We start from the raw sequence: 22,115 nt of genomic DNA, 5'->3' as shown, positions 1-22,115 counted from the left end.
GAGAACAGGTGGAACGACGAACCTCGTCGGCCACATTCCCGCCTGAGGCCACCTCGGTGGCCGCCGCGCGGCGCTTCGTCCGCCGCACCCTCAGCGACTGGGACATGGAGCAGGTGGTCGACGACGCGATGCTGGCCACCAGCGAGCTGGCGACCAACGCGGTGACCTACGCCGGAACCTCCTTCGAAGTCAGCTGCACCCTGGAGGAGGAAGGGGTGCGGATCGAGGTGCTCGACCGTCACCCCGCCCGCCAGATCGCCATGCCCTCCCTGGAGGCGACCAGCGGACGGGGCCTGCCGTCCATCGACCGGCTCGCCGCGTCCTGGGGCGTGACCTACAACGGCCTCACCAAGGGCGTGTGGTTCCGGCTGCCCAAGACCGCCGACCCCACCCCGCGGCGTTCCGAGCGCCCCGCCCCGCCCACCGGGGACGCCGCGCCCGCCCCGATGGGCGGAGAAGGCGGGACGCGCCCCCGGACGGGGGAGACCTCCCTGGACTCGGCGGTGGCGACGGTCCGGGACATGCTGGACGCCGACGGGGCCGCGGTGCTGCTGGCCGACCGTGAGGGCGAGCTGGTGCCGGGCGCCTCCACCGGCGCCGTCTCCTGGCCGCCTCCCGGCCGGCTCACCGTCGCCGGGCTCGGCCCGCACGCCCGCGCAGGCCTCCCCTGGACGGCCGACGCCTCCGACCCGCTCGCCGCCGCCCTGGGCGCCGCCTCCCTGGCCGCCGCGCCGCTGCAGACCCAAAGCGGGCTGCTCGGGGTGGTGGCCGCCGTGTCCGCCGCACCCGGGCGCTTCGACGAGGCCGCGGGCAGGCGGCTGGGCCGTATCGCCGACGAGCTGACACTGGTTTTGGAACGTGCCCGGCTGGGAGAGCTGGAACGCTCCTGGCGGGGCTGGCTGAGCTTCGTGGCCGAGGCCAGCGACCTGCTGGCCGGCACACTGGACTCCGAACGCACCATGGCCCTGGTCACCCAGCTGGTGGTGCCCCGCCTGGCCACCTGGTGCGCCGTCTACACCGTCGACGAAGGCGGCATCGTCCGTCCCGCCTACGTCTGGCACGCCGACGAGACCCGCGTCGACGCCCTGCGCGAACTGCTGGAGGCCGCCGACGCGGCGCCGCCGCTGGACTCCTCCGGCCCCTGGAACGGATACGCCGCGGCGGCCCCCGACGCCGCCCGCGCGGCGGCCGGTTCCCTCGCCGGCGACCAGGCGTACGCGTTCCCGCTGGTCGCCCGGCGCCGCCGCATGGGCGCCATGGTCATCGGCCGCCCCGCCGGGGAACGCTTCCCCCAGGGCGCGCTCGACCTGGCCGAAGAGCTGAGCCGGCGGGCCGCGCTGGCCATCGACAACGCCCGGCTCTACACCGCGCAGACGGCCATGAGCAGCGCGCTGCAGCGCAGCCTGCTGCCCCCCGGCATCCCCGACATCCCCGGCCTGGAGGTCGCGGTCGTCTACCAGCCGGCCGGCGAGGGCAGCGAGGTCGGCGGGGACTTCTACGACGTGTTCGCCTGCGGCGACCTCAGCGAGTCGGCCCCGGCCTCCCGCTGGCGTTTCGCCATCGGCGACGTGTGCGGCACCGGCCCCGAGGCCGCCGCCGTCACCGGCCTGGCCCGGCACGCCCTGCGCATCCTGGCCGCCGAGGACATGCCCGTCCCCGACGTGCTGGCCCGGCTCAACCGGCTCATCCTCGCCGAAGGGGAACGCGCCCGGCTGCTCACCCTGCTGCATGGCGAGATCACCCCGCTGCCCGGCCGCGCCGGCGTCCGCATCGACCTGGTCAGCGCCGGGCACCCGCCGCCGCTGGTGCTCGACCCGGGCGGCACGGTCCGCGAGGGCGCCGGAGCCCAGCCGCTGCTCGGCGTGTTCGAGGACGTCGACTTCACCCTCGACACCCTGGAGCTGCGCAGCGGCCAGGTGATGCTGTGCGTCACCGACGGGGTGACCGAGCGGCGCGCCGGCGACCGGCTGCTCGGCGACGGCGAGGGCCTGGAACGCCTGCTGGCCGGATGCCGGGGGCTCAGCGCCGGCGCCGTCGCCGCCCGCATCCAGCGCGCGGTGCGTGACTTCGGGCCCGAGCCCTCCAACGACGACGTCGCCTTGATCGTGCTGCGCGCCTCGTGACGGGACGCCCGGCGGCGCGTTCGAACAGGCCTTGTATATGGCATTACGGCATGCCGTATACAGCTGGATGTTCTATGGTGAACAGCGATGGGCCTTGCCTTGCACACAACGCGCCATGACGACCGCGTGACCGTGACGGTACGCGGCTCCATCGACCTGCACTCCTCCGACGAGCTGCGAGAACGGCTGAAATCCTTGGTGGAGGCGGGTCACCGGCAGATCGTCGTCGACTTGGCCGCGGTCGATTTCTGCGATTCCTCCGGGTTGAACGTGCTCGTGCGCACCTACAAACAGGCCCGGGAGCAAGGCGGCGTCCTCACGGTGACCGGCGCGTACGGCAGGGTCGAGAACGTCCTGCGGACCACCGGACTCGACCGTTTTCTCATAGGCACACCACCCGAGGGATGAGCCGGTGTCCGAGACCACCCTTCGCACCGCCCCCCAGAGCGAGGCGGTGGAACTGGCCCGCAGGCTGTCGGCGCGCACCATGCGCACCTGGTCGCTGCTGGACCGGGAAGAACAGGTGACCGCCATCGTCGCCGAGCTCGTCGCCAACGCCGTCCGCCACGCCGGCACCGTCTTGGAACTGCGCCTGCAGCGCCGCCCCGACGCGGTCCGCGTCGAGGTCCGCGACCGCGCCTCCACCATGCCCAAGATGACCGTCCCCGCCCCGCTGGACGAGTCCCACCGGGGCCTTTTCATCGTCGATCGCTTCGCCAGCTCCTGGGGCGCGACCCCTGTTACCGGCGGCAAAGTCGTCTGGGCCGAAGTCGCCATCTGACAACACCGCCGAACTTTCTACGCGAACGGGGAAACCGCGAAAACACGCGCCGCAAAAGACCGGCGCGCTGAACTTCCGAACATTTCACCGCGAGCTTCACGAACGCACGGCCACCGGCCCGCCCCGCCTGCGGCGGCCACCATCGGCGGGCGGGCCGGAAGGCCCTGAAAGGCTCACTGGGAACCGCGGTACATCTCCGCCACTATGAATGCCAGATCCAGCGACTGGCTGCGGTTCAGCCGCGGATCACAGGCCGTCTCATAACGCTGATGCAGATCCTCTTCGACGATCTCCTGCCCGCCGCCCACGCACTCGGTGACGTCATCACCGGTGAACTCGATGTGAATGCCCCCCGGGTGGGTGCCCAGCGACCGGTGCACCTCGAAGAACCCGGCGACCTCGTCCAGCACGTCGTCGAACCGGCGCGTCTTGTGCCCGCTGGGCGCCTCGAAGGTGTTGCCGTGCATCGGGTCGCACATCCAGACCACCGGCCCCCCGCTCTGGGACACCTTTTCGACCAGCGGCGGCAGCACCTCCCGGATCCGCCCCGCACCCATCCGGGTGATGAACGTCAGCCGGCCCGGCTCGCCGTCGGGATTGAGCCGCTCGATCAGCGCCAGCGCGTCATCGGGAGTCGTCGTCGGCCCCAGCTTCACCCCGATCGGGTTGCGGATCCGGCTGGCGAACTCCACATGCGCCCCGTCCAGCGCCCGCGTCCGCTCACCGATCCACAGGAAATGCGCCGACACGTCATACGGCAGCCCGGTACGGCTGTCGATCCGGGTCAGCGCCCGCTCGTACTCCAGCAGCAGCGCCTCATGCGAGGAGTAGAACTCCACGCTGTGGAACTCCTCAGGGTCGGCCCCGCACGCCTTCATGAACGCCAGCGCCCGGTCGATCTCCCCGGCCAGCCGCTCATAGCGCTGCCCGGCCGGGCTGGAGGCGACGAAGTCCTGGTTCCAGGCGTGCACCTGCCGCAGATCGGCGTACCCGCCCTTGGTGAAGGCCCGGCACAGGTTCAGCGTCACCGCCGAGCAGTGGTAGGCCTGCAGCAGCCGCCGCGGATCGCTGCGCCGCGCCTCCGGCGTGAACTCCGCCCCGTTGACCGCGTCCCCCCGGTAGGACGGCAGCGTCACCCCGTCCCGCACCTCCACCGGCTTGGAACGCGGCTTGGCGAACTGCCCCGCCATCCGCCCGATCTTGACGACCGGGACGCTGCCCGCATAGGTGAGCACCACGGCCATCTGCAGCAGCGTCTTGAGCTTGTTGCGGACGGCGTCGGCGGTCGAACCGGCGAACGTCTCGGCGCAGTCACCCCCCTGCAGGACGAACGCCTCGCCGCGCGCCACCTCGGCCAGCCGCTCCTTCAACTGGTCGCACTCGCCGGCGAAGACCAGCGGGGGAGCCTTGGCCAGCTCCGCGGTCACCGCCCGGACCTCCTCCGGGTCGTCCCACTCCGGCTGCTGAACTGCGGGGAGCGCGCGCCAGGCGTCCAGATCTCCCAGGTCACTCGTCGTAGTCACGGTCCAAGGCTAGGTCACCGCGCGCAACGACACGCCCCACGCCCCGCCCGCCGTCCGCGGCTCAGGCCGCCTTGGTGGGCACCTGCGCGGGCGACTTGCGCCGCGGAGAACGGGGAGCGTGCCCGATGCGCTCGGCGGCGGGCCGGGAGTTCCGCGCCCGCGGAGCCTGACGGGCCTGCGGGGCCTGAACGGAGTGACCGGTGGCGCGACCGGCACGGTCGGCTTCGGCCGCCAGCTGCCGCAGCCGCCGCAGCGAACGGTCGGTGATCTGCCGCACCCGGTTGTGACTCAGCCCGTACCGCGCCCCGATCTGGGCGTAGGACAGCGGCTGCCCGTCTTCTATCCCGAAACGGGCGCGCAGGATCGCCGACTCCCGCTCCGGCAGCCGGTCCAGCAGCCGGGCCAGCCCCGCGATGTCGTCCAGCGCCAGCACCTCGGCCTCCGGGCTGACCCCCTCCGGGTCCTCCAGCAGATCGCCCATCGGGGTCTCCCCGGCGTCGTCGACGGCCGCGTCCAGGCTGGCCGGATCACGCCGCCAGCGCAGCAGCTCATCCACATGGTCGACGGCCGCCCCCAGCGCCTCGGCCAGCTCCTCGCGCGTCGGCTCGCGCCCCAGCTCCCGGCCCAGCTGCCGCTCCGCACGGCGCAGCCGGGACAGCTCCTCCTCCACGTGCACCGGAAGGCGGATGGTCCGGGCGGTGTGGCTGAGCCCGCGTCCGATGGACTGCCGGATCCACCAGGTCGCATAGGTCGAGAACTTAAAGCCCCGCCGGTAGTCGAACTTCTCGACCGCCCGCATCAACCCCAGGTTGCCCTCCTGGATGAGGTCGATCAGCGGAAGCGCGTCGGTGGGGTACTTGCGCGCGATCGAGACCACCAGACGCAGGTTGGCCTCGACGAACCGCTGCTTGGCGCGCACCCCCGCGGCGACGAGTTCCTCGAGCTCCTGCCGGGTCACCCCCGGGGGCACCCGGTCCTCTTCCAGCAGGTGTTCGGCGTACAGTCCGCCCTCGATGGCCTTTGCCAAATCGACCTCCTCCTGCGCGTCGAGCAGGTGGGTGCGGCCGATCCTGTCGAGGTACGCTCCGACGAGGTCCTTGTCCTGCGTCTCGACACTGTCGCCCTTGGTGCGGGTAGCAGCCATCCTGACCCTTCTTTGGTCGAACTCCCTGACCGGACAACGCTAATTACGGCCCTGTGATTCCCGGCCGGGGAATACTGGGGGCGGGGTCACCGCTCTATAGGGCTGATACCCGAGATGAGGAGACTGCGACATGGCGACCGTCACACTGACCGCCGACAACTTCGACAAGACAGCCCAGGGCGAAGGGATCGTCCTGGTCGATTTCTGGGCGGCCTGGTGCGGTCCCTGCCGCCGCTTCGCCCCGGTCTTCGAAAGCGCCTCCGAACGCCACCCCGACATCACCTTCGCCAAGGTGGACACCGACGCCGAGATCGAGCTGGCCGAGCGGTTCGGCATCTCCTCGATTCCCACGATCATGGCCATCCGGGACGGCATCATCGTCTACGCCGAACCCGGCGCGCTTCCCGAGGCCGTGCTGGAGGACGTGATCCAGCAGGTCCGCGACCTCGACATGGACGAGGTCCGCAAGCGCCTGGAGGACTGAGAAACCACCCGCCCCCAGAGGCCGTCCGGGCGCACGGACCGCGAAGATGAACCCGTGCTGACCGACGTCGTGGAGACACTGGCCTGCCCGCTGTGCCGGGACGGCCTGACGGTGGCGGACAAGAGCCTGCGCTGCGCCGCCGGGCACAGTTTCGACATCGCCCGTCAGGGCTATGTCAACCTGCTGCCCGGCAATGCGCGCGCGGGCACGGCCGACACCCCCGAGATGGTCCGTTCCCGTGCGGCGTTCCTGAGCGCCGGGCACTTCGGCGGCCTGGCCGACCTCCTCGCCGAACGAGCCGGGGCCGCCCTCGCCGCCGGCGCCTGCGTGCTGGACGCCGGCGCCGGCACCGGCTATTACCTCGCCCGCCTGCTCGACCGCGTCCCGGGCGCCGTGGGCCTGGCCATCGACGTCTCCAAGCACTCTCTGCGCCGCGCGGCCCGCGCCCACCCCCGGATCGGCGCGGTGGTCGCCGACCTGTGGAGGCCGCTGCCGGTGCGCACCGCGGCGGTCGAGACGATCCTCAACGTCTTCGCCCCCCGCAACGGCGCAGAGTTCCACCGCGTCCTCAAACCGGACGGCACGCTGTACGTGGTCACGCCCACCGCCCGCCACCTCGGTCGGTTGGTCCCGGACCTGGGCCTGCTCAAGGTCGACGCCCGCAAGCATGAGCGGACCGGCCGGGCGCTGGGCGAGCACTTCCTCTTGGCCGGCACCGAGGACTACGAGACCGAGGTACGGCTCAGCCATGACGAGGTCGCCACGCTGGTGGAGATGGGTCCCAGCGCCCGCCATCTTTCTCCGCAGGAACTGCGTGCCAAGGTGGGGAAGCTGCCCGACCCCGTATTGGTCCCGCTCTCTGTCACGATCTCGGCCTACCGGCCTCGCCGCTGAGGCAGAACGCTCCTGCCCCCATAGCGCGTCCACAGTTGACCGATTTGACTGTTTTTCTGGTGAGTGCACCCGCAGGGACTACAGGCGCTTTTGCTGGGATCTCTCAACGGGTTGGGGTACCACCTCTTCTGTAGCACCTTTCTAAGCGTCCGGCGAGGCGGCTGAGTCCTTAATCTAAGGCGCTGTTCCTGCAGGTCGAGGTAGTCGCCACGCCCGGGGACGAGACTGCGACTTGCGAAGGCACGGCACCGGGCGCCGTCCGGGCTCCCACCCCTGGCAGCCGGGACCAGGTGTTGGAAAGGCCCAATGAGGTTTTCACAAGGAGTCGGTGCCGCAGAGAGGCGGCATCGACCCGGGGTTGGCGCATGAGCGCTGGCGAAGGCAGGGAGCGGACGGCACAGGAGGTGCCGAAGGCCTGTGGTCGCCATCGGGGACGGGAGCGTTCACGGGAGGCGGCTGGGTGCGTCTTCGCTCTGGTGGGAGTCGGTACGGCAGGGAAGCATGCTCTCCTTTTGTTGAAAACCTCAGTGCTCTGATGTCAGGAGCGGTTCGGTCAGCGCTCACTGCTCGTCGGTCGGGGCAGAAGGCAGGAGCCCTTGTGCATCCTTGCCCGCTGCCTAGAAACAGGCCGCAGGTATACGGGCGTCCGCCTGCGGCTCCGAGGGACGGAGCCGTTCACACATCCCAGGCCTCTACCGGGAGAGCTCGACGCGCTTCACGATCAGAGGCTGGGCGGAGAGCACAGCAGCCTTGGAGGCGCCAAGAGCCAGCCGGCCCTTGGCCGAACAGTCCATCCGACTGCCCCTAGCCGTCTGACCTCGGCAGTTGATGGAAGCGGAATGAGGGTGAGCAGCGGGGATGGGGATGGGAGGGCCACGTGGGAGCACGGTGAGCCGGCTGAGGCTGGTTTGACGTTTGTGTTGATCTTGCTTAGAGTTCTCGTGCCCTCCGGGGAGCGGGGCCGCCGGTAGTGAGGCGGCCGGCTTGGAAGGAGGGGGTCTCTCTGGGGAATCTCGTTCGACGGGGTGTTCGGGCGGGGGTATCCTGGAGAGGCGGGCCCAGACGGGATGCGGGACACCGGGTGAGGTGGCCGGCCCGACGGGACTCCCACACCGGGTTCGGTCTTTGATCGTTGCGGCTCGTCGGCTGTGTCGGCGGGTGTGGGTGTGGGGCTGGGCGAGGTTCCTGGTCGGTGAGGTCGATTTGATCGGTCTCTTGACTGGGGCTAGGATCCCGGTAGTGTTGAAGGGTTGCCCCGGGGTCGGGGCCCGTGGTTGCGGGTCGCTGGTCCGGTGGGTGTCCGTTTCTTGAGAACTCAACAGTGTGTCAAAAGCCAGTGCCTTGTGTCAGCCTCTGCCTGGTGTGGGTGGGGGTTGTGGTTCCTCGTCAGAGGATGATGTTGTTGGGATCGTTTGATCTCGTCTGAAGGTTTGGCTCACCTGGTGTTTGTGCCGGGTGGGTGTGTGGCCTTTGGTGGAGAGTTTGATCCTGGCTCAGGACGAACGCTGGCGGCGTGCTTAACACATGCAAGTCGAGCGGAAAGGCCCCTTCGGGGGTACTCGAGCGGCGAACGGGTGAGTAACACGTGAGTAACCTGCCCTCGACTCTGGGATAAGCCTGGGAAACTGGGTCTAATACCGGATATTCACCTCCTGTCGCATGGTGGGGGGTGGAAAGTTCCCTCTTTTTGGGGGTTCGGTCGGGGATGGGCTCGCGGCCTATCAGCTTGTTGGTGGGGTGACGGCCTACCAAGGCGACGACGGGTAGCCGGCCTGAGAGGGCGACCGGCCACACTGGGACTGAGACACGGCCCAGACTCCTACGGGAGGCAGCAGTGGGGAATCTTGCGCAATGGGCGAAAGCCTGACGCAGCGACGCCGCGTGGGGGATGAAGGCCTTCGGGTTGTAAACCCCTTTCAGCACCGACGAAGTTTGGACGGTAGGTGCAGAAGAAGCGCCGGCTAACTACGTGCCAGCAGCCGCGGTAATACGTAGGGCGCGAGCGTTGTCCGGAATTATTGGGCGTAAAGAGCTCGTAGGCGGCTTGTCGCGTCTGTCGTGAAAGCCCACGGCTTAACCGTGGGTTTGCGGTGGATACGGGCAGGCTAGAGGCAGGTAGGGGAGCATGGAATTCCCGGTGTAGCGGTGAAATGCGCAGATATCGGGAGGAACACCGGTGGCGAAGGCGGTGCTCTGGGCCTGTTCTGACGCTGAGGAGCGAAAGCGTGGGGAGCGAACAGGATTAGATACCCTGGTAGTCCACGCCGTAAACGTTGGGCGCTAGGTGTGGGGTTCTTCCACGGATTCCGCGCCGTAGCTAACGCATTAAGCGCCCCGCCTGGGGAGTACGGCCGCAAGGCTAAAACTCAAAGGAATTGACGGGGGCCCGCACAAGCGGCGGAGCATGTTGCTTAATTCGACGCAACGCGAAGAACCTTACCAAGGCTTGACATCACCCGAAAACCTGCAGAGATGCAGGGTCCCTTCGGGGGCGGGTGACAGGTGGTGCATGGCTGTCGTCAGCTCGTGTCGTGAGATGTTGGGTTAAGTCCCGCAACGAGCGCAACCCTCGTTCCATGTTGCCAGCGGGTTATGCCGGGGACTCATGGAAGACCGCCGGGGTCAACTCGGAGGAAGGTGGGGACGACGTCAAGTCATCATGCCCCTTATGTCTTGGGCTGCAAACATGCTACAATGGCCGGTACAGAGGGCTGCGATACCGTGAGGTGGAGCGAATCCCTAAAAGCCGGTCTCAGTTCGGATCGAAGTCTGCAACTCGACTTCGTGAAGTCGGAGTCGCTAGTAATCGCAGATCAGCAACGCTGCGGTGAATACGTTCCCGGGCCTTGTACACACCGCCCGTCACGTCACGAAAGTCGGCAACACCCGAAGCCCGTGGCCTAACCCGTAAGGGGGGGAGCGGTCGAAGGTGGGGCTGGCGATTGGGACGAAGTCGTAACAAGGTAGCCGTACCGGAAGGTGCGGCTGGATCACCTCCTTTCTAAGGAGCACTTGTCCAACCTGCCGGCACTTGTGTGGTGTTGGTGTGGTTCAGGGTTTCGGTCTACGGGGCCGTGGGTGCCTCGGACCGGTGCTCGCAAATCGTGGAACACTGGCTAGTCAACCTGCCTGGGTTGCTGCCCGGTCAGTACTACCCGCATCCGACGGTGTCGGATGGCTCCTCTTGACTGAGGGGTCGGAGCCTTGCTTCTCCCTGTGCGGGGGGTGGGGTTCGGGGTGTGGAACCTCCGGTGTCGGGGGCTTGGGTGGGTTGGGCACACTGTTGGGTCCTGAGGAAACGGGCCTCTTTGGGGGTTGGTTTTCTCGGACTGTTCGGGGCCACGTGCCTGGCGCTCTGCCTGGTGGTGGGGTGTGTGGGTGTGGTTGTCCGGTTGTTTTTTGTGAACTGCATAGTGGACGCGAGCATCTGTTGATTGCCCGACCACCTGTTTCCTCCCTTTTTTGTGGAGGGGTTGGTGTTGGTAAGTTGGTAAGGGCATACGGTGGATGCCTTGGCACCAGGAGCCGATGAAGGACGTGGGAGCCTGCGATATGCCTCGGGGAGCCGGCAACCAGGCTGTGATCCGGGGATTTCCGAATGGGGTAACCTGGCACCTGTCATGGGGTGTCGCCGCCGTCTGAATGTATAGGGCGGTTGGTGGGAACGCGGGGAAGTGAAACATCTCAGTACCCGCTGGAAGAGAAAACAAATTGTGATTCCGTGAGTAGTGGTGAGCGAAAGCGGAGGAGCCTAAACCGTGCGCGTGTGATACCCGGCGGGGGTTGCGTGTGCGGGGTTGTGGGAGCGCCCAGCTGGGTCCGCCGGCCTGGCGGGGAGTGAGAAACCGTGTGTGTAGCCGAACGATCTGGGATGGTCGACCGTAGACGGTGAGAGTCCGGTAGGCGAAACGCATGCGGCTCCCGGGCGTTGTCCCGAGTAGCACGGGGCCCGTGGAATCCCGTGTGAATCTGCCACGACCACGTGGTAAGGCTAAATACTTCCTGGTGACCGATAGCGGACTAGTACCGTGAGGGAATGGTGAAAAGTGCCCCGGTGAGGGGTGGTGAAAGAGTACCTGAAACCGTATGCCTACAAGCCGTCAGAGCCGTTGGCCCTGCCTTTGGTGGGGTTGGTGATGGCGTGCCTTTTGAAGAATGAGCCTGCGAGTCATGGTGTGTGGCGAGGTTAACCCGTGTGGGGTAGCCGTAGCGAAAGCGAGTCTGAAGAGGGCGTTTGAGTCGCATGCTGTGGACCCGAAGCGGGGTGATCTAGCCATGGGCAGGGTGAAGCGCCGGTAAGACGGTGTGGAGGCCCGAACCCACCAGGGTTGAAAACCTGGGGGATGACCTGTGGCTAGGGGTGAAAGGCCAATCAAACTCCGTGATAGCTGGTTCTCCCCGAAATGCATTTAGGTGCAGCGTCGCGTGGTGCTTGCCGGAGGTAGAGCTACTGGATGGCCTAGGGGCCTTACCGGGTTACCGAAGTCAGCCAAACTCCGAATGCCGGTAAGTTGAGCGCGGCAGTGAGACTGCGGGGGATAAGCTTCGTGGTCGAGAGGGAAACAGCCCAGATCATCGGCTAAGGCCCCGAAGCGTGTGCTAAGTGGTAAAGGATGTGGAGTTGCCGTGACAACCAGGAGGTTGGCTTAGAAGCAGCCATCCTTGAAAGAGTGCGTAATAGCTCACTGGTCAAGTGATTCCGCGCCGACAATGTAGCGGGGCTCAAGCACACCGCCGAAGCCGTGGCATCTCGTGTTCTCCTTGGGAGGGCGCGGGGTGGGTAGGGGAGCGTCCTGTAGCCGGTGAAGCCGCCGAGGGATCGAGTGGTGGAGGCTGCGGGAGTGAGAATGCAGGCATGAGTAGCGAGTCACACGTGAGAATCGTGTGCGCCGGATGACTAAGGGTTCCTGGGGCAGGCTGTTCCGCCCAGGGTAAGTCGGGACCTAAGGCGAGGCCGTGAGGCGTAGTCGATGGGCAACGGGTTGATATTCCCGTACCCGCTGGTATGCGCCCATATCGAACCTCCGGATGCTAACCACCCGAACCGCCCCTGCGACCTTCGGGTCGTGGGTGTTTGCGGGGAGGCTGGGACCCGACGGGGTAGTAGGTAAGCGATGGGGTGACGCAGGAGGGTAGCTCAGCCCAGGCGGTGGTTGTCCTGGGGTAAGCATGTGGCCCGCGCGGTAGGCAAATCCGCCGCGCATTGAGGGTGAGGTGCGATGCCGAGCCGTTTTAGGCGAAGTGAGTGATCCCATGCTGCCGAGAAAAGCCTCTAGCGAGCATGCCGGCGGCCCGTACCCTAAACCGACTCAGGTGGTCAGGTAGAGAATACCGAGGCGTTCGGGTGAACTGTGGTTAAGGAACTCGGCAAATTGCCCCCGTAACTTTGGGAGAAGGGGGGCCCTGTCTGGTGAACCCACGTGCTGGGGGAGCTGGGTGGGGTCGCAGTGGCCAGGGGGAAGCGACTGTTTACTAAAAACACAGGTCCGTGCGAAGTCGTAAGACGCTGTATACGGACTGACGCCTGCCCGGTGCCGGAACGTTAAGAGGACCGCTTAACCCCTTCGGGGGTGAAGGTGAGAATCTAAGCGCCGGTAAACGGCGGTGGTAACTATAACCATCCTAAGGTAGCGAAATTCCTTGTCGGGTAAGTTCCGACCTGCACGAATGGCGTAACGACTTCCCCGCTGTCTCAACCACAGGCCCGGCGAAATTGCAGTACGAGTAAAGATGCTCGTTTCGCGCAGCAGGACGGAAAGACCCCGGGACCTTCACTACAGCTTGGTATTGGCGTTTGAGGTGGCTTGTGTAGGATAGGTGGGAGACTGTGAAGCCTGGACGCTAGTTCGGGTGGAGTCGTTGGTGAAATACCACTCTGGTCATTTCGAGCGTCTAACCCGCGCCCGTGGATCCGGGTGGGGGACAGTGCCTGGTGGGTAGTTTAACTGGGGCGGTTGCCTCCTAAAGGGTAACGGAGGCGCCCAAAGGTTCCCTCAGCCTGGTTGGTCATCAGGTGGTGAGTGCAAGGGCACAAGGGAGCTTGACTGTGAGACGGACGTGTCGAGCAGGTGCGAAAGCAGGGCCTAGTGATCCGGCATCTCCGTGTGGAAGGGGTGTCGCTCAACGGCTAAAAGGTACCCCGGGGATAACAGGCTGATCTTCCCCAAGAGTCCATATCGACGGGATGGTTTGGCACCTCGATGTCGGCTCGTCGCATCCTGGGGCTGGAGTAGGTCCCAAGGGTTGGGCTGTTCGCCCATTAAAGCGGCACGCGAGCTGGGTTTAGAACGTCGCGAGACAGTTCGGTCCCTATCCGCTGCGCGCGTAGGAGACTTGATGGGGGGCTGTCCCTAGTACGAGAGGACCGGGACGGACGAACCTCTGGTGTGCCAGTTGTCCCGCCAGGGGCATGGCTGGTTGGCTACGTTCGGGAGGGATAACCGCTGAAAGCATCTAAGCGGGAAGCCTGCCCCGAGATGAGGTCTCCCTCCCCGCTCGTTTGGGTGGGGGTAAGGCTCCCAGGAGATGACTGGGTTGATAGGCCGGGCATGGAAGCCCTGTGAGGGGTGGAGTGGACCGGTACTAATAAGCCGAGTGGCTTGCCTACACCGTTGGGTGGTTGGGCAGTCAACAGGTGTTCGTGTCCCTGTGTGGTTCACAGGAAACAACCCCGCACCCGCAAGGGGTGGGTGTGGTCCTGGTTGATAAGTGAACAGCGTGAGCGAGTGTTCCCACTGTTCCCGCCCTGTTTTGTAGTGTGGGGTGGGGGGAGCGTCCATGATGGGTTTCCTCACCGGCCCGCCGGTGGGTCTGGCCCCTTCCCCGGGGAGTGGGGAGGGTGTGGTCGGCCTCTTGGGGGGTTGGGGTGGGGGTTGGGCGTTCCGGTGGTTATGGCGGAGGGGAAACACCCGGTCCCATTCCGAACCCGGTAGTTAAGCCCTCCAGCGCCGATGGTACTGCATGGGAGACTGTGTGGGAGAGTAGGTCACCGCCGGAACACACACGTCGAAAAAGGGCCTGTCCCCCTCGAGGGTGAAAACCCTCGAGGGGGGCGGGTCCTTTTTTTGTTTTTCGTGGGAGGGGGTCTGGTCCTATGGGTGGTGGGGCGGGGTCTCCTCTTTTTTGTTGTTGTCGTGTTTGCGGGTTGGTTTTTCTTGCTGGTTTCGGGCGGGGTTTCCCCTTCCGGGAGGCCTGGGGGCGGGACCTCTTCTCTTTTTGCCATGCCTGCGGGGGTGGGTTTCGGCTTCTGGGGGTTTTTGGGTTCGGGAAGCCCAGGGTCGAACCCCCCTTTTCGGGGGGGGCGGGGGTGGTGTGCCGCCCCCGGATTTCAGGTGGGGCTGAGAAAGGGGCGGGGGTGCGTTCGAAGAGCCCAGAGGGCGGGTCTGCGACCGTGTGAGCGGGGGGCGGGTTTCGGCTCCTGAGCGGGGCTGAGAGGGACGGGCTCCGGGAAGCACGGGGACCGGGGGTCCCCCCTTTTTTTGTGTTGTTGGGCGAGGGGGGGCGGGTTGGTGTGCCGATCCCCGATTCAGGCTGGGTTTTGTTTGCTCTGCCGCTTGGTTTGAGGCGGTGTCATGTGGGGGTGAGGTCCCTCATCGCTTCGGCAGACTGACGGGTGAGGTGGGGGGTCAGCATGGTCACCGCCTCCCCACAAGGGTGAGGGAGCGGAGTTCTTCTCGGCTGATGACCCAGCACACCAAGGACTCGATGCCGGCCGCCAGGGAACTGCCGGCCGCCTGCACCCGCGGGCCGCTCTCCAACAGGCCCGTGACCACTCTCCACCGCCCGCTCCTCGACCTGGCGCAACACCCGCAACAGCTCGGGCGGCCACAGCGCCTCTCCGAACAGGACACGGCGCAGGCGGGGATCGTCGCGGTGGCTGTCGCTAACCGCCCGGAAGAACAGGCGGATCTTGTTCCCAGGGACTCGGGCAGCGGCTCCTCCAGTCGGCGGCGCATCGTCGCGATCCCGGCCCAGACGTGGGCGGTGGCCGGTTCGGCGAGGATGGCGTCCTTGTTCGGAAAGTACTGGTACAGGGATCCGATGGAGTGCCCGGCGGTCTCGGCGATGCGGTTGGTGGTGCCCGCGGCGTACCCCTACTCGGAGAAAACGCGAGCAGCGGCCTTCAGCAGCCGCTGCCGGGTCTCGACCGCACGTTGCCGACGTGGGATTTTCCTGGGCTGCAGGCGCCTGGTGGACACCGCTTCGACCTCCGTGAAAGCGAGTAGTCGACAAAGCGAGTTGGAACAGAACGCGGTGCAGACTCGCCGAGCCGTCTTCTGCGAGCAGGGACCGGACCCGGGCGCCCTGCGGTCAAGAAACGGCACGCCCAGGCCCGGGACGAGGCGGAAGCAGCCGTTATCGAAGCCCACTCCCCGACAAAAGACGCCGCGCCACACGAAACAGAGATCACCTCAGCCCGTCATGGCGACCAAGGCATCGAGCTGGGTGGAAAGCGTCGAGGAAGCCGGCAGGCGATTATCGACCTCCAGATGCGGCACGGGCGGGGGAACACCAGGGCGCATCCGAGCCAGGAAGTCCTCGAAGGCGGCCAGCTTACCGGCATCACGAGACAAGCCACGTGTCGTGAGGCGGTGACGCAGGGTTTCAGCGTCGGTTCGGATCCACACCAGATACACCGGCGGGCCGCCCAGTTCCGTCACCCAGGCTCGCCAGCGCTCGGCGTCGTGGATCTGACCGGTGAATGGACCCGACAGCATCACCGGGCAGCCGTGGGAGCGGATCTGGCGGGCGGTGGCGGTCATTCCCGCGTACTCATGCCGCTTGATGTGCTCGTCGTACCAGGGGCCCTCCCGCTCGCCTTGGTCGCGTCCGTGCGCGGCGAGAGTGGCGGCCACGAAGGACCCGTACATGGTGTCCTTGTCCAGCAGAGCGGGGACGGGGCGCAGCCGGGCCAGCAGGCCGTCGGCGACGGTGCTCTTGCCGCTGCCGGGCGGGCCGGCGACCACCCAGACCGGGGCGTTCACGCGGGGATCCGCCGGGTGTCGGTGGCCAGCTTGGCGATGCGCTCCTCATCGACCTGGTGGCCGAGGCCGGGCTGGGTGAGCGGCACCCCGACCACGCCGCCGTGGGAGCGGACCGGCGGGGAGACGAAGGCCGGTCCGCCGGCCGGGTCGGTGACGTCGCTGGGCAGTGTGCAGCCCGGCAGCCCGGCCAGCGCCACCGCCGCGGCCTGGCCGATGCCGAACGCTCCAGAGCCGCCGCACCACACGTCCCAGCCGGCGGCGTAGGCGCGGTCGTGGGCGCCGCGGGCGGCGGTCAGCCCGCCCATGAGGCTGATGTCCAGGTGCAGCATGCGGCCCGCGCGCTGCTCGATGGCGGCCTCCAGCATGTCCAGATCGCTGATCTGCGGGCATACCGCGGTCTCCAGCCGCTGCTGGAGCCGGGCGTGGGCGGCCAGGTCCCCGGCGGGGAAGGGCCGTTCAATGGCCACCAGCCCGTAGGCGTCCAGCGCCTGCAGGGTCTCCAGGTGCTCCTCGGACTCGGTGTAGGAACCGCAGGCGTCGACCACCACCGCCAGGGCCGGGTAGGCGGCCCGTACGGCCCGTACCGGTTCGATGTCCCAGCCGGGCCGTACTTTGAGCGTCACCCGGGTGTGGCCGCTGCCCACCGCCTGGTTGACCCGGCTGATCAGGGCGTCGATGAGGAACGGCGCGGTGTCGATGCGGGTGCCGGTCACGATGGAGGTGCGGGTGCCGCCGAGGGCGTGGGCCAGCGGCAGTCCTTTGAGGCGGCACCACAGGTCCCAGCAGGCGATGTCCACCGCGGCGGCGGCCGGCCGGGTGCCGAACTCGACGGTGGCCGACACGTCCTCCGGGCGCTCCCATTCCAGCCCCAGCAGCGCCGGGGCGAGCCGTTCGGAGATGTCGGCCCAGGTGGAATCGGGCGGCTCGGGGAAGGCCACCTCGCCCCAGCCCGTCGTGCCGTCCTCGTTGGTCAGCCTGACCAGGATGCTCTGCGGGCGCCGTCCCCGCGGCATCGCCACCTTGAACGCCTGACAGTCCTGGATTCGAGGCACCGGCACCCGCCTTCCCGTTCACCTGCGCGTTCACCTCCATGATCCCCCTTGCGGGGACCGGAAGGGACGGGGCGGGCCCGGCTGATCAGCCCGCGGCGCCGCTCAGGAAACGGTCGATCAGGTCGGCGGCCCGGCGCAGATCGGTGACGGGGGCGATGCGGTCGGCCCAGGACCACCAGAACCAGCGTTCCTCCTCGTGAGCGCCGCGCTCGCACAGCACGGTGCCGTGGCGCTCGGGGTCGGTGCGGTTGAGGACGTCCAGGCGCGGAATCCCAGCGGTGACGATCATGGTCAGGTAGCCGCGGTCGGTCAGCTCCCGGCCCAGTTCGTCGAGGTGGGCGAGGCCGATGTGCTCCTCGCTGATCGTGCGTGCCATCGCTACCCCCGAATCGTGTTCGTTGTGGGTCTCGTGGTCTGGCGGAACAAAGTTGGCTGTATAACGTTTGATGCGACTCGAACCCGGCTGGTTGCCGGGTCTTCGCTGCGGGAGCCACCGGCGATTGATCGCCGCAGCGGGGGTAAGGGCCCCTCGGCAGAGCACCGGGAGGGCGCCATGACCGAACCTGATCCGCGGTCCCGTTTCGAGGACGAGGGCATACCCGACCTGCAGGACGGCACTCCGCAGCAGCAGTGGGCCGAGGACCCCCAGGAGATGCCGCTGCCCGGCGAGGAGCCGGTGGCCGTCGACCGGTACGGCACCACCGCCGGGGAACAGGCCGCCGGTGAGCCCATGGACTACAAGCTGGCCAGAGAACAACCCGAGTCTCAGACGGACGATGAGACGGCCGACGTCTCTCAGACGGCCGGGCGGATCGTTGAAGAGGACGAGGGCGCCCACCCCGACACCGAGGAGGACGCCGTCGCCCGCGATGTCGGCCCCGACTCCGGCGGCTACACGGCCGAGGAGGACGCGATGCGCATCGAACCGGGCTGAGCGGCGGTCAGCGCCGCGCAAAGCGCAGTGGGCGCCGCCGGTAGCCGCCGTCCTCCAGCCCGGCCCGGCGTTCGAAGGGGTTGTAGGAGGCGTGGTCGCCGCACAGCGCCATCGACAGGCCCGCGCACACCAGGTACAGCACGATCATCACCGGCCCCAGGCACCAGGCGTACTGGGTGGCGTGCCGCGCCTCGTGCGCCAGCAGCGAGGGCCGCCGCCGCAGGATCGACCCGTCGTCCCGCACCAGCACCACGTTGCCCACCGTGAACGCCGGGGCGGCCGGCAGCGGCAGCCGGTAGCCGGTGCCGATCAGCAGCCCGTGCGGGCCGCGTCGCAGGCCGCCGGAGCCGCCGGCCCGTGCCAGCAGCATCCCCAGCGGCGTGGAGGCGTTGACGATGTTGACGATCTGGCGGAGGCGGTACCGGCGCTCCATGCCCCGGGTCTATCAGGACGGGCAGGTCTCGTCCAGCGAGACCGGCTTGGTCTGCGGAGAGGGGCTGGGCGAGGGAGAGGACTGGTCGGCGGTGGTCTCCGGCTTGGGGGAGGCCGAGGACGGCGAGGGAGCGGGGGAGCCGCTCTCGCGTGCCCGCTCGCTCTCGGCGATGGCCTCGGCGGCCAGCTTCCGGATGAGCTCGAAGTCGGGGTTGCCGGTGTTGATCAGCGGGGGGATGAACTGCAGGCTGTCGATCCTGGCGCCGTCGCGCATCTTGGCCGACAGCTTCACCAGCGCCGGCAGCAGCTCGGCGGGGATGTCGGTGGAGATCGTCCGGCGGGCGGCGGAGGCCAGCTCGTGGAAGCGGGTCAGCACCAGTTGCGGGTTGGCCTGCCGGGCCACCGCCCGCAGCAGGCACTTTTGCCGGCCCATCCGCACGTAGTCGTCGCTGTTGGTGCGCGAGCGGCCGTACCACAGGGCCTCTTTGCCCGACAGCACCCGGGTGCCGGCCTTGACGCGCCCCTCGCTGAACCGGCCGTAGACGATGTCCTCCGGCACGGTCATGCGCACTCCGCCCATCGCGTCGATGAGGTCGGCGAAGCCCTGCATGTCGACCAGGATGTAGTAGTGCACCGGCAGGCCGAGGATCTCGGCGAAGGTGCCCTTGATCAGCTCGGGGCCGCGCCGGTCCTTGGGGACGCCGGGCACCACGTCGGGGTGGTTTTCGGCGTAGTCGTAGACCTCGTTGAGCAGCCCCGGGGTCATCGGCCCGTCCCCGGTGAACCCGTAGGGGAAGCGGTCGCGGGCCGGGCCGGGCGGCAGCGGGACGTTCTCCAGGTTGCGCGGCAGGCTCAGCAGGACGGTGTCGCCGGTGCGGGTGTCCACGCTGGCCAGCGTCATGCTGTCGGTGCGCACCCCGATGCGGTTGGGGCCGGCGTCCCCGCCCAGCAGCAGCACGTTCACCCGCCGCAGCCCGTCCCAGGGGTCGTCCCGGTCGATCCGGCGGCCGCCGGCGGTGCCGGAGCGGAAGATGCTGGAGAGGGTGTGGTTGGAGTCCTGGGCGATGCGGACGCCTTCCGCCACCGGCAGGGCCACCAGCGAGCACAGCACGGTGACCGCGGCGATGCCGGCGGTGCGGCGCAGCGCGCCCAACCCGGCGGGCCGCACCACCTGGTAGGAGCGGATCACCACGGCGACCCAGACCAGGCCCAGCACCGCCAGCGCCCCGGCGCCGCGGGTCAGCCACTGCGACTGCACGGCCAGCTCGGTCAGGTCGCCGCCGAAGACGGTCACCGCGATCACCACGGTGGTCACCAGCGCCATGAACAGGGCCATCAGCAGCACGCCGGCCAGCCGGCGGCCCGCCCACAGGTGCGCCACGCCCCACAGCAGCCCGGAGGCGAGCGTCAGCCCCAGCGCGCCGGACAGGGTGCGTGCTCTCCCGGCGTTCGGGTCGCCCGTCTCACGGGACGAGGCGCGGCCACGGGCCGCTTTCCTGGCCATGTAAGCTCCGATCCCCCAGGCGCGGTGAGATAAGCCACCGCCTACCTACTGGACGCGCAAGACCGCTCCACGGGTTGCGTGGTTTTTCACCAAACGCGAACTGTTCCCGTATAGGTGCACGTGAAGGTAAGAATACGCAATTGGGAAGCGCGATTCTCACCGGCCTCGATCATCTTTGACCCGGCCGGCGGCGCGTCCGGGCGCCGGTCACCAGCTGGTGGTCAGCGGCATGCCCTCGGCAAAGCCGGAGGAGCTTTGCACGCCCACCAAAGCGCGCTCGTGGAACTCCTCCAGATTCCGGGCGCCGGCGTACGTGCAGGCGCTGCGCAGCCCCGCCACGATCGAGTCGATCAGGTCTTCCACGCCCGGCCGCTGGGGGTCCAGGAACATCCGGGAGGTGGAGATGCCCTCTTCGAACAACGCCTTGCGGGCCCGCTCGAAGGGGGTGTCGTCGGCGGTGCGCAGCCGCACCGCCCGGGCCGAGGCCATGCCGAAGCTCTCCTTGTACAGCCGGCCGTCGGCGGTGTGCTGCACGTCGCCGGGGGACTCATAGGTCCCGGCGAACCATGAGCCGATCATGACGTTGGCGGCGCCGGCGGCCAGGGCCAGCGCCACGTCCCGGGGGTGGCGGACGCCGCCGTCGGCCCACACGTGGCGGCCCAGCCGGCGCGCTTCGGCCGCGCACTCCAGCACCGCCGAGAACTGCGGCCGGCCCACCCCGGTCATCATCCGGGTGGTGCACATGGCGCCCGGGCCCACCCCGACCTTGACGATGTCGGCGCCCGCCTCGATCAGGTCGCGGACGCCCTCGGCGGTGACCACGTTGCCGGCCACCACCGGCACCTGCGGGTCCAGGGCGCGCACCGCCCGCAGCGCGGAGATCATCTTCTCCTGGTGGCCGTGCGCGGTGTCCACCACCAGCAGGTCGGCGCCGGCCTCCAGCAGCGCCTCGGCCTTGCCGGCCACATCGCCGTTGACGCCGATGGCCACCGCGATGCGCAGCCGTCCGGACGCGTCGACGGCGGGCTTGTAGAGGGTGGCGCGCAGCGCGCCGGTGCGGGTCAGCACGCCCACCAGCCGCCCGTCGGCGTCCACCACCGGGGCCAGGCGGTGGCCCCGCTCGTGCAGCCGGTCGAACGCCTCCTGGGGGGCCAGCGTGTCCGGCAGCGTGACCAGGTCGCGGGACATGATCTCGCGCACCTGGGTGAAACGGTCCACGCCCTGGCAGTCGGCCTCGGTGACCACCCCGACCGGGCGGTCGTCGTCGTCCACCACGATCACCGCGCCGTGCGCCCGCTTGTGCAGCAGCCCGAGCGCCTCCCCGGCGGTCCCGGAGGGGGACAGCCGGATCGGGGTGTCGAAGACCAGATGGCGCTGCTTGACCCAGGCGATGACGTCGGCGACCACCTCGATGGGGATGTCCTGGGGGATGACCGCCAGCCCGCCGCGGCGGGCGATGGTCTCGGCCATCCGGCGCCCGGAGACCGCGGTCATGTTGGCCGCCACCAGCGGGATGGTGGTGCCGCTGCCGTCGACCGTGGTCAGGTCGACATCCAGCCGCGATCCCACCGACGAGCGGCGGGGGATCATGAAGACGTCGTTGTAGGTCAGGTCGTGAGCGATGCGCTCGCCGTTCAGCAACTGCACGGTCGTAGTCCCACACCCATCTGGCCGGAGGTTTTCAGTCTAGAAGGCCCGCGCGAGGGCGGCGTCCCGCCGCCGTGCCGCGGGTGGCCCGCTGGGGCGACGTTACGGAAGATCCTGACCGGCTTGTGAAGGCGCACATGCCCCCCAGCGTGGCGAGATGGTGAGATTTCACGGGTTCTGGTGTTACCTCTTGACGAAAATGCCGCCTCATTGCACGTTTCTTACAAGTGCCTCAGGCGGTCGGTCGTCCCGTCGGGCGAGGCGACAGGTGAACACCGGGAGAGACGCATGTATGTCAAGCGCCGGTACCCGGTGCTGCCTGGGGACGGTCTGCCGCCGGACGGCGTCCGGGTGCCGGTCATCTGTGCCCCGTCGGTCCGGACGGGCGTCGGGAACCGGTGGCCGGCCCGCGTGGACCCGGCCACAGTCGGGCGCCGGCCTGTGCCGTGCCACGGCCGCGCGCCCGGTGGCGTCGCGACATTCGGCACCGCCCGGGCGGTGCGTCCGACGCATCGGCGGCGGAGTGTGGGGACGAACACGTTCAAGTCGGAATTTGACGGGTCGCGGCCCGAAAATGAAATGATCTTGCGGGCAGCGACAAGGCGATTCATTG

The 22,115-nt window shown here is 68.1% G+C and carries 15 protein-coding genes and 3 rRNA genes; 9 read left to right on the top strand and 9 right to left on the bottom strand.

Going from position 1 to position 22,115, the window contains the following annotated elements; all coding sequences use genetic code 11:
* The first annotated feature begins 8 nt into the window (after positions 1 to 8).
* From TCUR_RS13050 to TCUR_RS13040, 3 genes are all read left to right on the top strand, one after another.
* Positions 9 to 2,123: a SpoIIE family protein phosphatase gene (locus TCUR_RS13050; protein WP_041439674.1), complete on the top strand. Its 2,115-nt coding sequence runs from the start codon at positions 9 to 11 to the stop codon at positions 2,121 to 2,123.
* A gap of 87 nt (positions 2,124 to 2,210) precedes the next feature.
* A complete protein-coding gene (locus TCUR_RS13045; protein WP_012852979.1) occupies positions 2,211 to 2,531 on the top strand; it encodes an STAS domain-containing protein in 321 nt (106 codons plus the stop codon).
* Between the two features lie 4 nt (positions 2,532 to 2,535).
* On the top strand, positions 2,536 to 2,904 hold the full coding sequence (locus tag TCUR_RS13040) for an ATP-binding protein (protein WP_012852978.1): 369 nt from the start codon (positions 2,536 to 2,538) through the stop codon (positions 2,902 to 2,904).
* Between the two features lie 173 nt (positions 2,905 to 3,077).
* Here the strand turns inward: TCUR_RS13040 and TCUR_RS13035 are convergent, their stop codons facing one another.
* Positions 3,078 to 4,427: a class II 3-deoxy-7-phosphoheptulonate synthase gene (locus TCUR_RS13035; protein WP_012852977.1), complete on the bottom strand. Its 1,350-nt coding sequence runs from the start codon at positions 4,425 to 4,427 to the stop codon at positions 3,078 to 3,080.
* Positions 4,428 to 4,488: 61 nt separating this feature from the next.
* Entirely contained in the window at positions 4,489 to 5,571 is a 1,083-nt protein-coding gene (locus tag TCUR_RS13030; protein ID WP_012852976.1) for a sigma-70 family RNA polymerase sigma factor, read from the bottom strand.
* 130 nt (positions 5,572 to 5,701) lie between these two features.
* On the opposite strand from TCUR_RS13030, the gene trxA reads away from it, so the two are divergent.
* The 5 genes from trxA to rrf all read left to right on the top strand — a co-directional run bounded on the left by trxA (position 5,702) and on the right by rrf (position 13,946).
* The gene (gene trxA, locus TCUR_RS13025) at positions 5,702 to 6,055 is read left to right on the top strand and encodes a thioredoxin (RefSeq protein WP_012852975.1); all 354 of its coding nucleotides are present in this window, start codon (positions 5,702 to 5,704) and stop codon (positions 6,053 to 6,055) included.
* A gap of 54 nt (positions 6,056 to 6,109) precedes the next feature.
* A complete protein-coding gene (locus TCUR_RS13020; RefSeq protein WP_012852974.1) occupies positions 6,110 to 6,949 on the top strand; it encodes a putative RNA methyltransferase in 840 nt (279 codons plus the stop codon).
* A 1,470-nt stretch (positions 6,950 to 8,419) separates the two neighbouring features.
* Positions 8,420 to 9,950: ribosomal RNA gene (locus tag TCUR_RS13015) — 16S ribosomal RNA — on the top strand.
* Positions 9,951 to 10,429: 479 nt separating this feature from the next.
* Positions 10,430 to 13,556: ribosomal RNA gene (locus tag TCUR_RS13010) — 23S ribosomal RNA — on the top strand.
* A gap of 273 nt (positions 13,557 to 13,829) precedes the next feature.
* Positions 13,830 to 13,946, top strand: a 5S ribosomal RNA gene (gene rrf, locus TCUR_RS13005).
* The 16S, 23S and 5S rRNA genes sit together here, the layout of an rRNA operon.
* A 637-nt stretch (positions 13,947 to 14,583) precedes the next feature.
* Here rrf and TCUR_RS28610 read toward each other — a convergent pair.
* From TCUR_RS28610 to TCUR_RS12990, 4 genes are all read right to left on the bottom strand, one after another.
* A complete protein-coding gene (locus TCUR_RS28610) occupies positions 14,584 to 15,015 on the bottom strand; it encodes a TetR family transcriptional regulator (RefSeq protein WP_083790002.1) in 432 nt (143 codons plus the stop codon).
* Between the two features lie 345 nt (positions 15,016 to 15,360).
* Positions 15,361 to 15,933, bottom strand: a complete 573-nt coding sequence (locus tag TCUR_RS13000) for a P-loop nucleotide/nucleoside kinase family protein (protein ID WP_012852972.1) — start codon at positions 15,931 to 15,933, stop codon at positions 15,361 to 15,363.
* A complete protein-coding gene (locus tag TCUR_RS12995; protein ID WP_012852971.1) occupies positions 15,930 to 16,985 on the bottom strand; it encodes an enolase C-terminal domain-like protein in 1,056 nt (351 codons plus the stop codon). Before TCUR_RS12995 ends, TCUR_RS13000 begins: the two co-directional genes overlap by 4 nt.
* An 85-nt stretch (positions 16,986 to 17,070) precedes the next feature.
* Positions 17,071 to 17,361, bottom strand: a complete 291-nt coding sequence (locus TCUR_RS12990) for a hypothetical protein (protein ID WP_012852970.1) — start codon at positions 17,359 to 17,361, stop codon at positions 17,071 to 17,073.
* Between the two features lie 177 nt (positions 17,362 to 17,538).
* Here TCUR_RS12990 and TCUR_RS12985 point away from each other — a divergent pair, with 177 nt between their 5' ends.
* On the top strand, positions 17,539 to 17,919 hold the full coding sequence (locus TCUR_RS12985) for a DUF5709 domain-containing protein (protein WP_012852969.1): 381 nt from the start codon (positions 17,539 to 17,541) through the stop codon (positions 17,917 to 17,919).
* 7 nt (positions 17,920 to 17,926) lie between these two features.
* Here the strand turns inward: TCUR_RS12985 and TCUR_RS12980 are convergent, their stop codons facing one another.
* From TCUR_RS12980 to TCUR_RS12970, 3 genes are all read right to left on the bottom strand, one after another.
* Positions 17,927 to 18,352 (bottom strand): hypothetical protein, encoded by a 426-nt coding sequence (locus TCUR_RS12980; protein WP_012852968.1) that lies wholly within the window; start codon positions 18,350 to 18,352, stop codon positions 17,927 to 17,929.
* Between the two features lie 12 nt (positions 18,353 to 18,364).
* Entirely contained in the window at positions 18,365 to 19,855 is a 1,491-nt protein-coding gene (locus tag TCUR_RS12975; RefSeq protein ID WP_012852967.1) for an LCP family protein, read from the bottom strand.
* A 207-nt stretch (positions 19,856 to 20,062) separates the two neighbouring features.
* Positions 20,063 to 21,502: a GuaB1 family IMP dehydrogenase-related protein gene (locus tag TCUR_RS12970; protein ID WP_012852966.1), complete on the bottom strand. Its 1,440-nt coding sequence runs from the start codon at positions 21,500 to 21,502 to the stop codon at positions 20,063 to 20,065.
* Between the last annotated feature and the right edge of the window lie 613 nt (positions 21,503 to 22,115).

Source organism: Thermomonospora curvata DSM 43183, from assembly GCF_000024385.1.
In the GTDB taxonomy this organism is placed as follows: domain Bacteria; phylum Actinomycetota; class Actinomycetes; order Streptosporangiales; family Streptosporangiaceae; genus Thermomonospora; species Thermomonospora curvata.
This window is presented reverse-complemented; position numbering and strand designations above follow the sequence as displayed.

Excerpts from the sequence above, each read along its gene's own strand:
- TCUR_RS12985 (WP_012852969.1), top strand. The coding sequence starts at position 17,539 with ATGACCGAACCTGATCCGCGGTCCCGTTTCGAGGACGAGGGCATACCC.
- TCUR_RS12975 (WP_012852967.1), bottom strand. The coding sequence starts at position 19,855 with ATGGCCAGGAAAGCGGCCCGTGGCCGCGCCTCGTCCCGTGAGACGGGC.
- trxA (WP_012852975.1), top strand. The coding sequence starts at position 5,702 with ATGGCGACCGTCACACTGACCGCCGACAACTTCGACAAGACAGCCCAG.
- TCUR_RS12980 (WP_012852968.1), bottom strand. The coding sequence starts at position 18,352 with ATGGAGCGCCGGTACCGCCTCCGCCAGATCGTCAACATCGTCAACGCC.
- TCUR_RS13030 (WP_012852976.1), bottom strand. The coding sequence starts at position 5,571 with ATGGCTGCTACCCGCACCAAGGGCGACAGTGTCGAGACGCAGGACAAG.
- TCUR_RS12990 (WP_012852970.1), bottom strand. The coding sequence starts at position 17,361 with ATGGCACGCACGATCAGCGAGGAGCACATCGGCCTCGCCCACCTCGAC.
- TCUR_RS13045 (WP_012852979.1), top strand. The coding sequence starts at position 2,211 with ATGGGCCTTGCCTTGCACACAACGCGCCATGACGACCGCGTGACCGTG.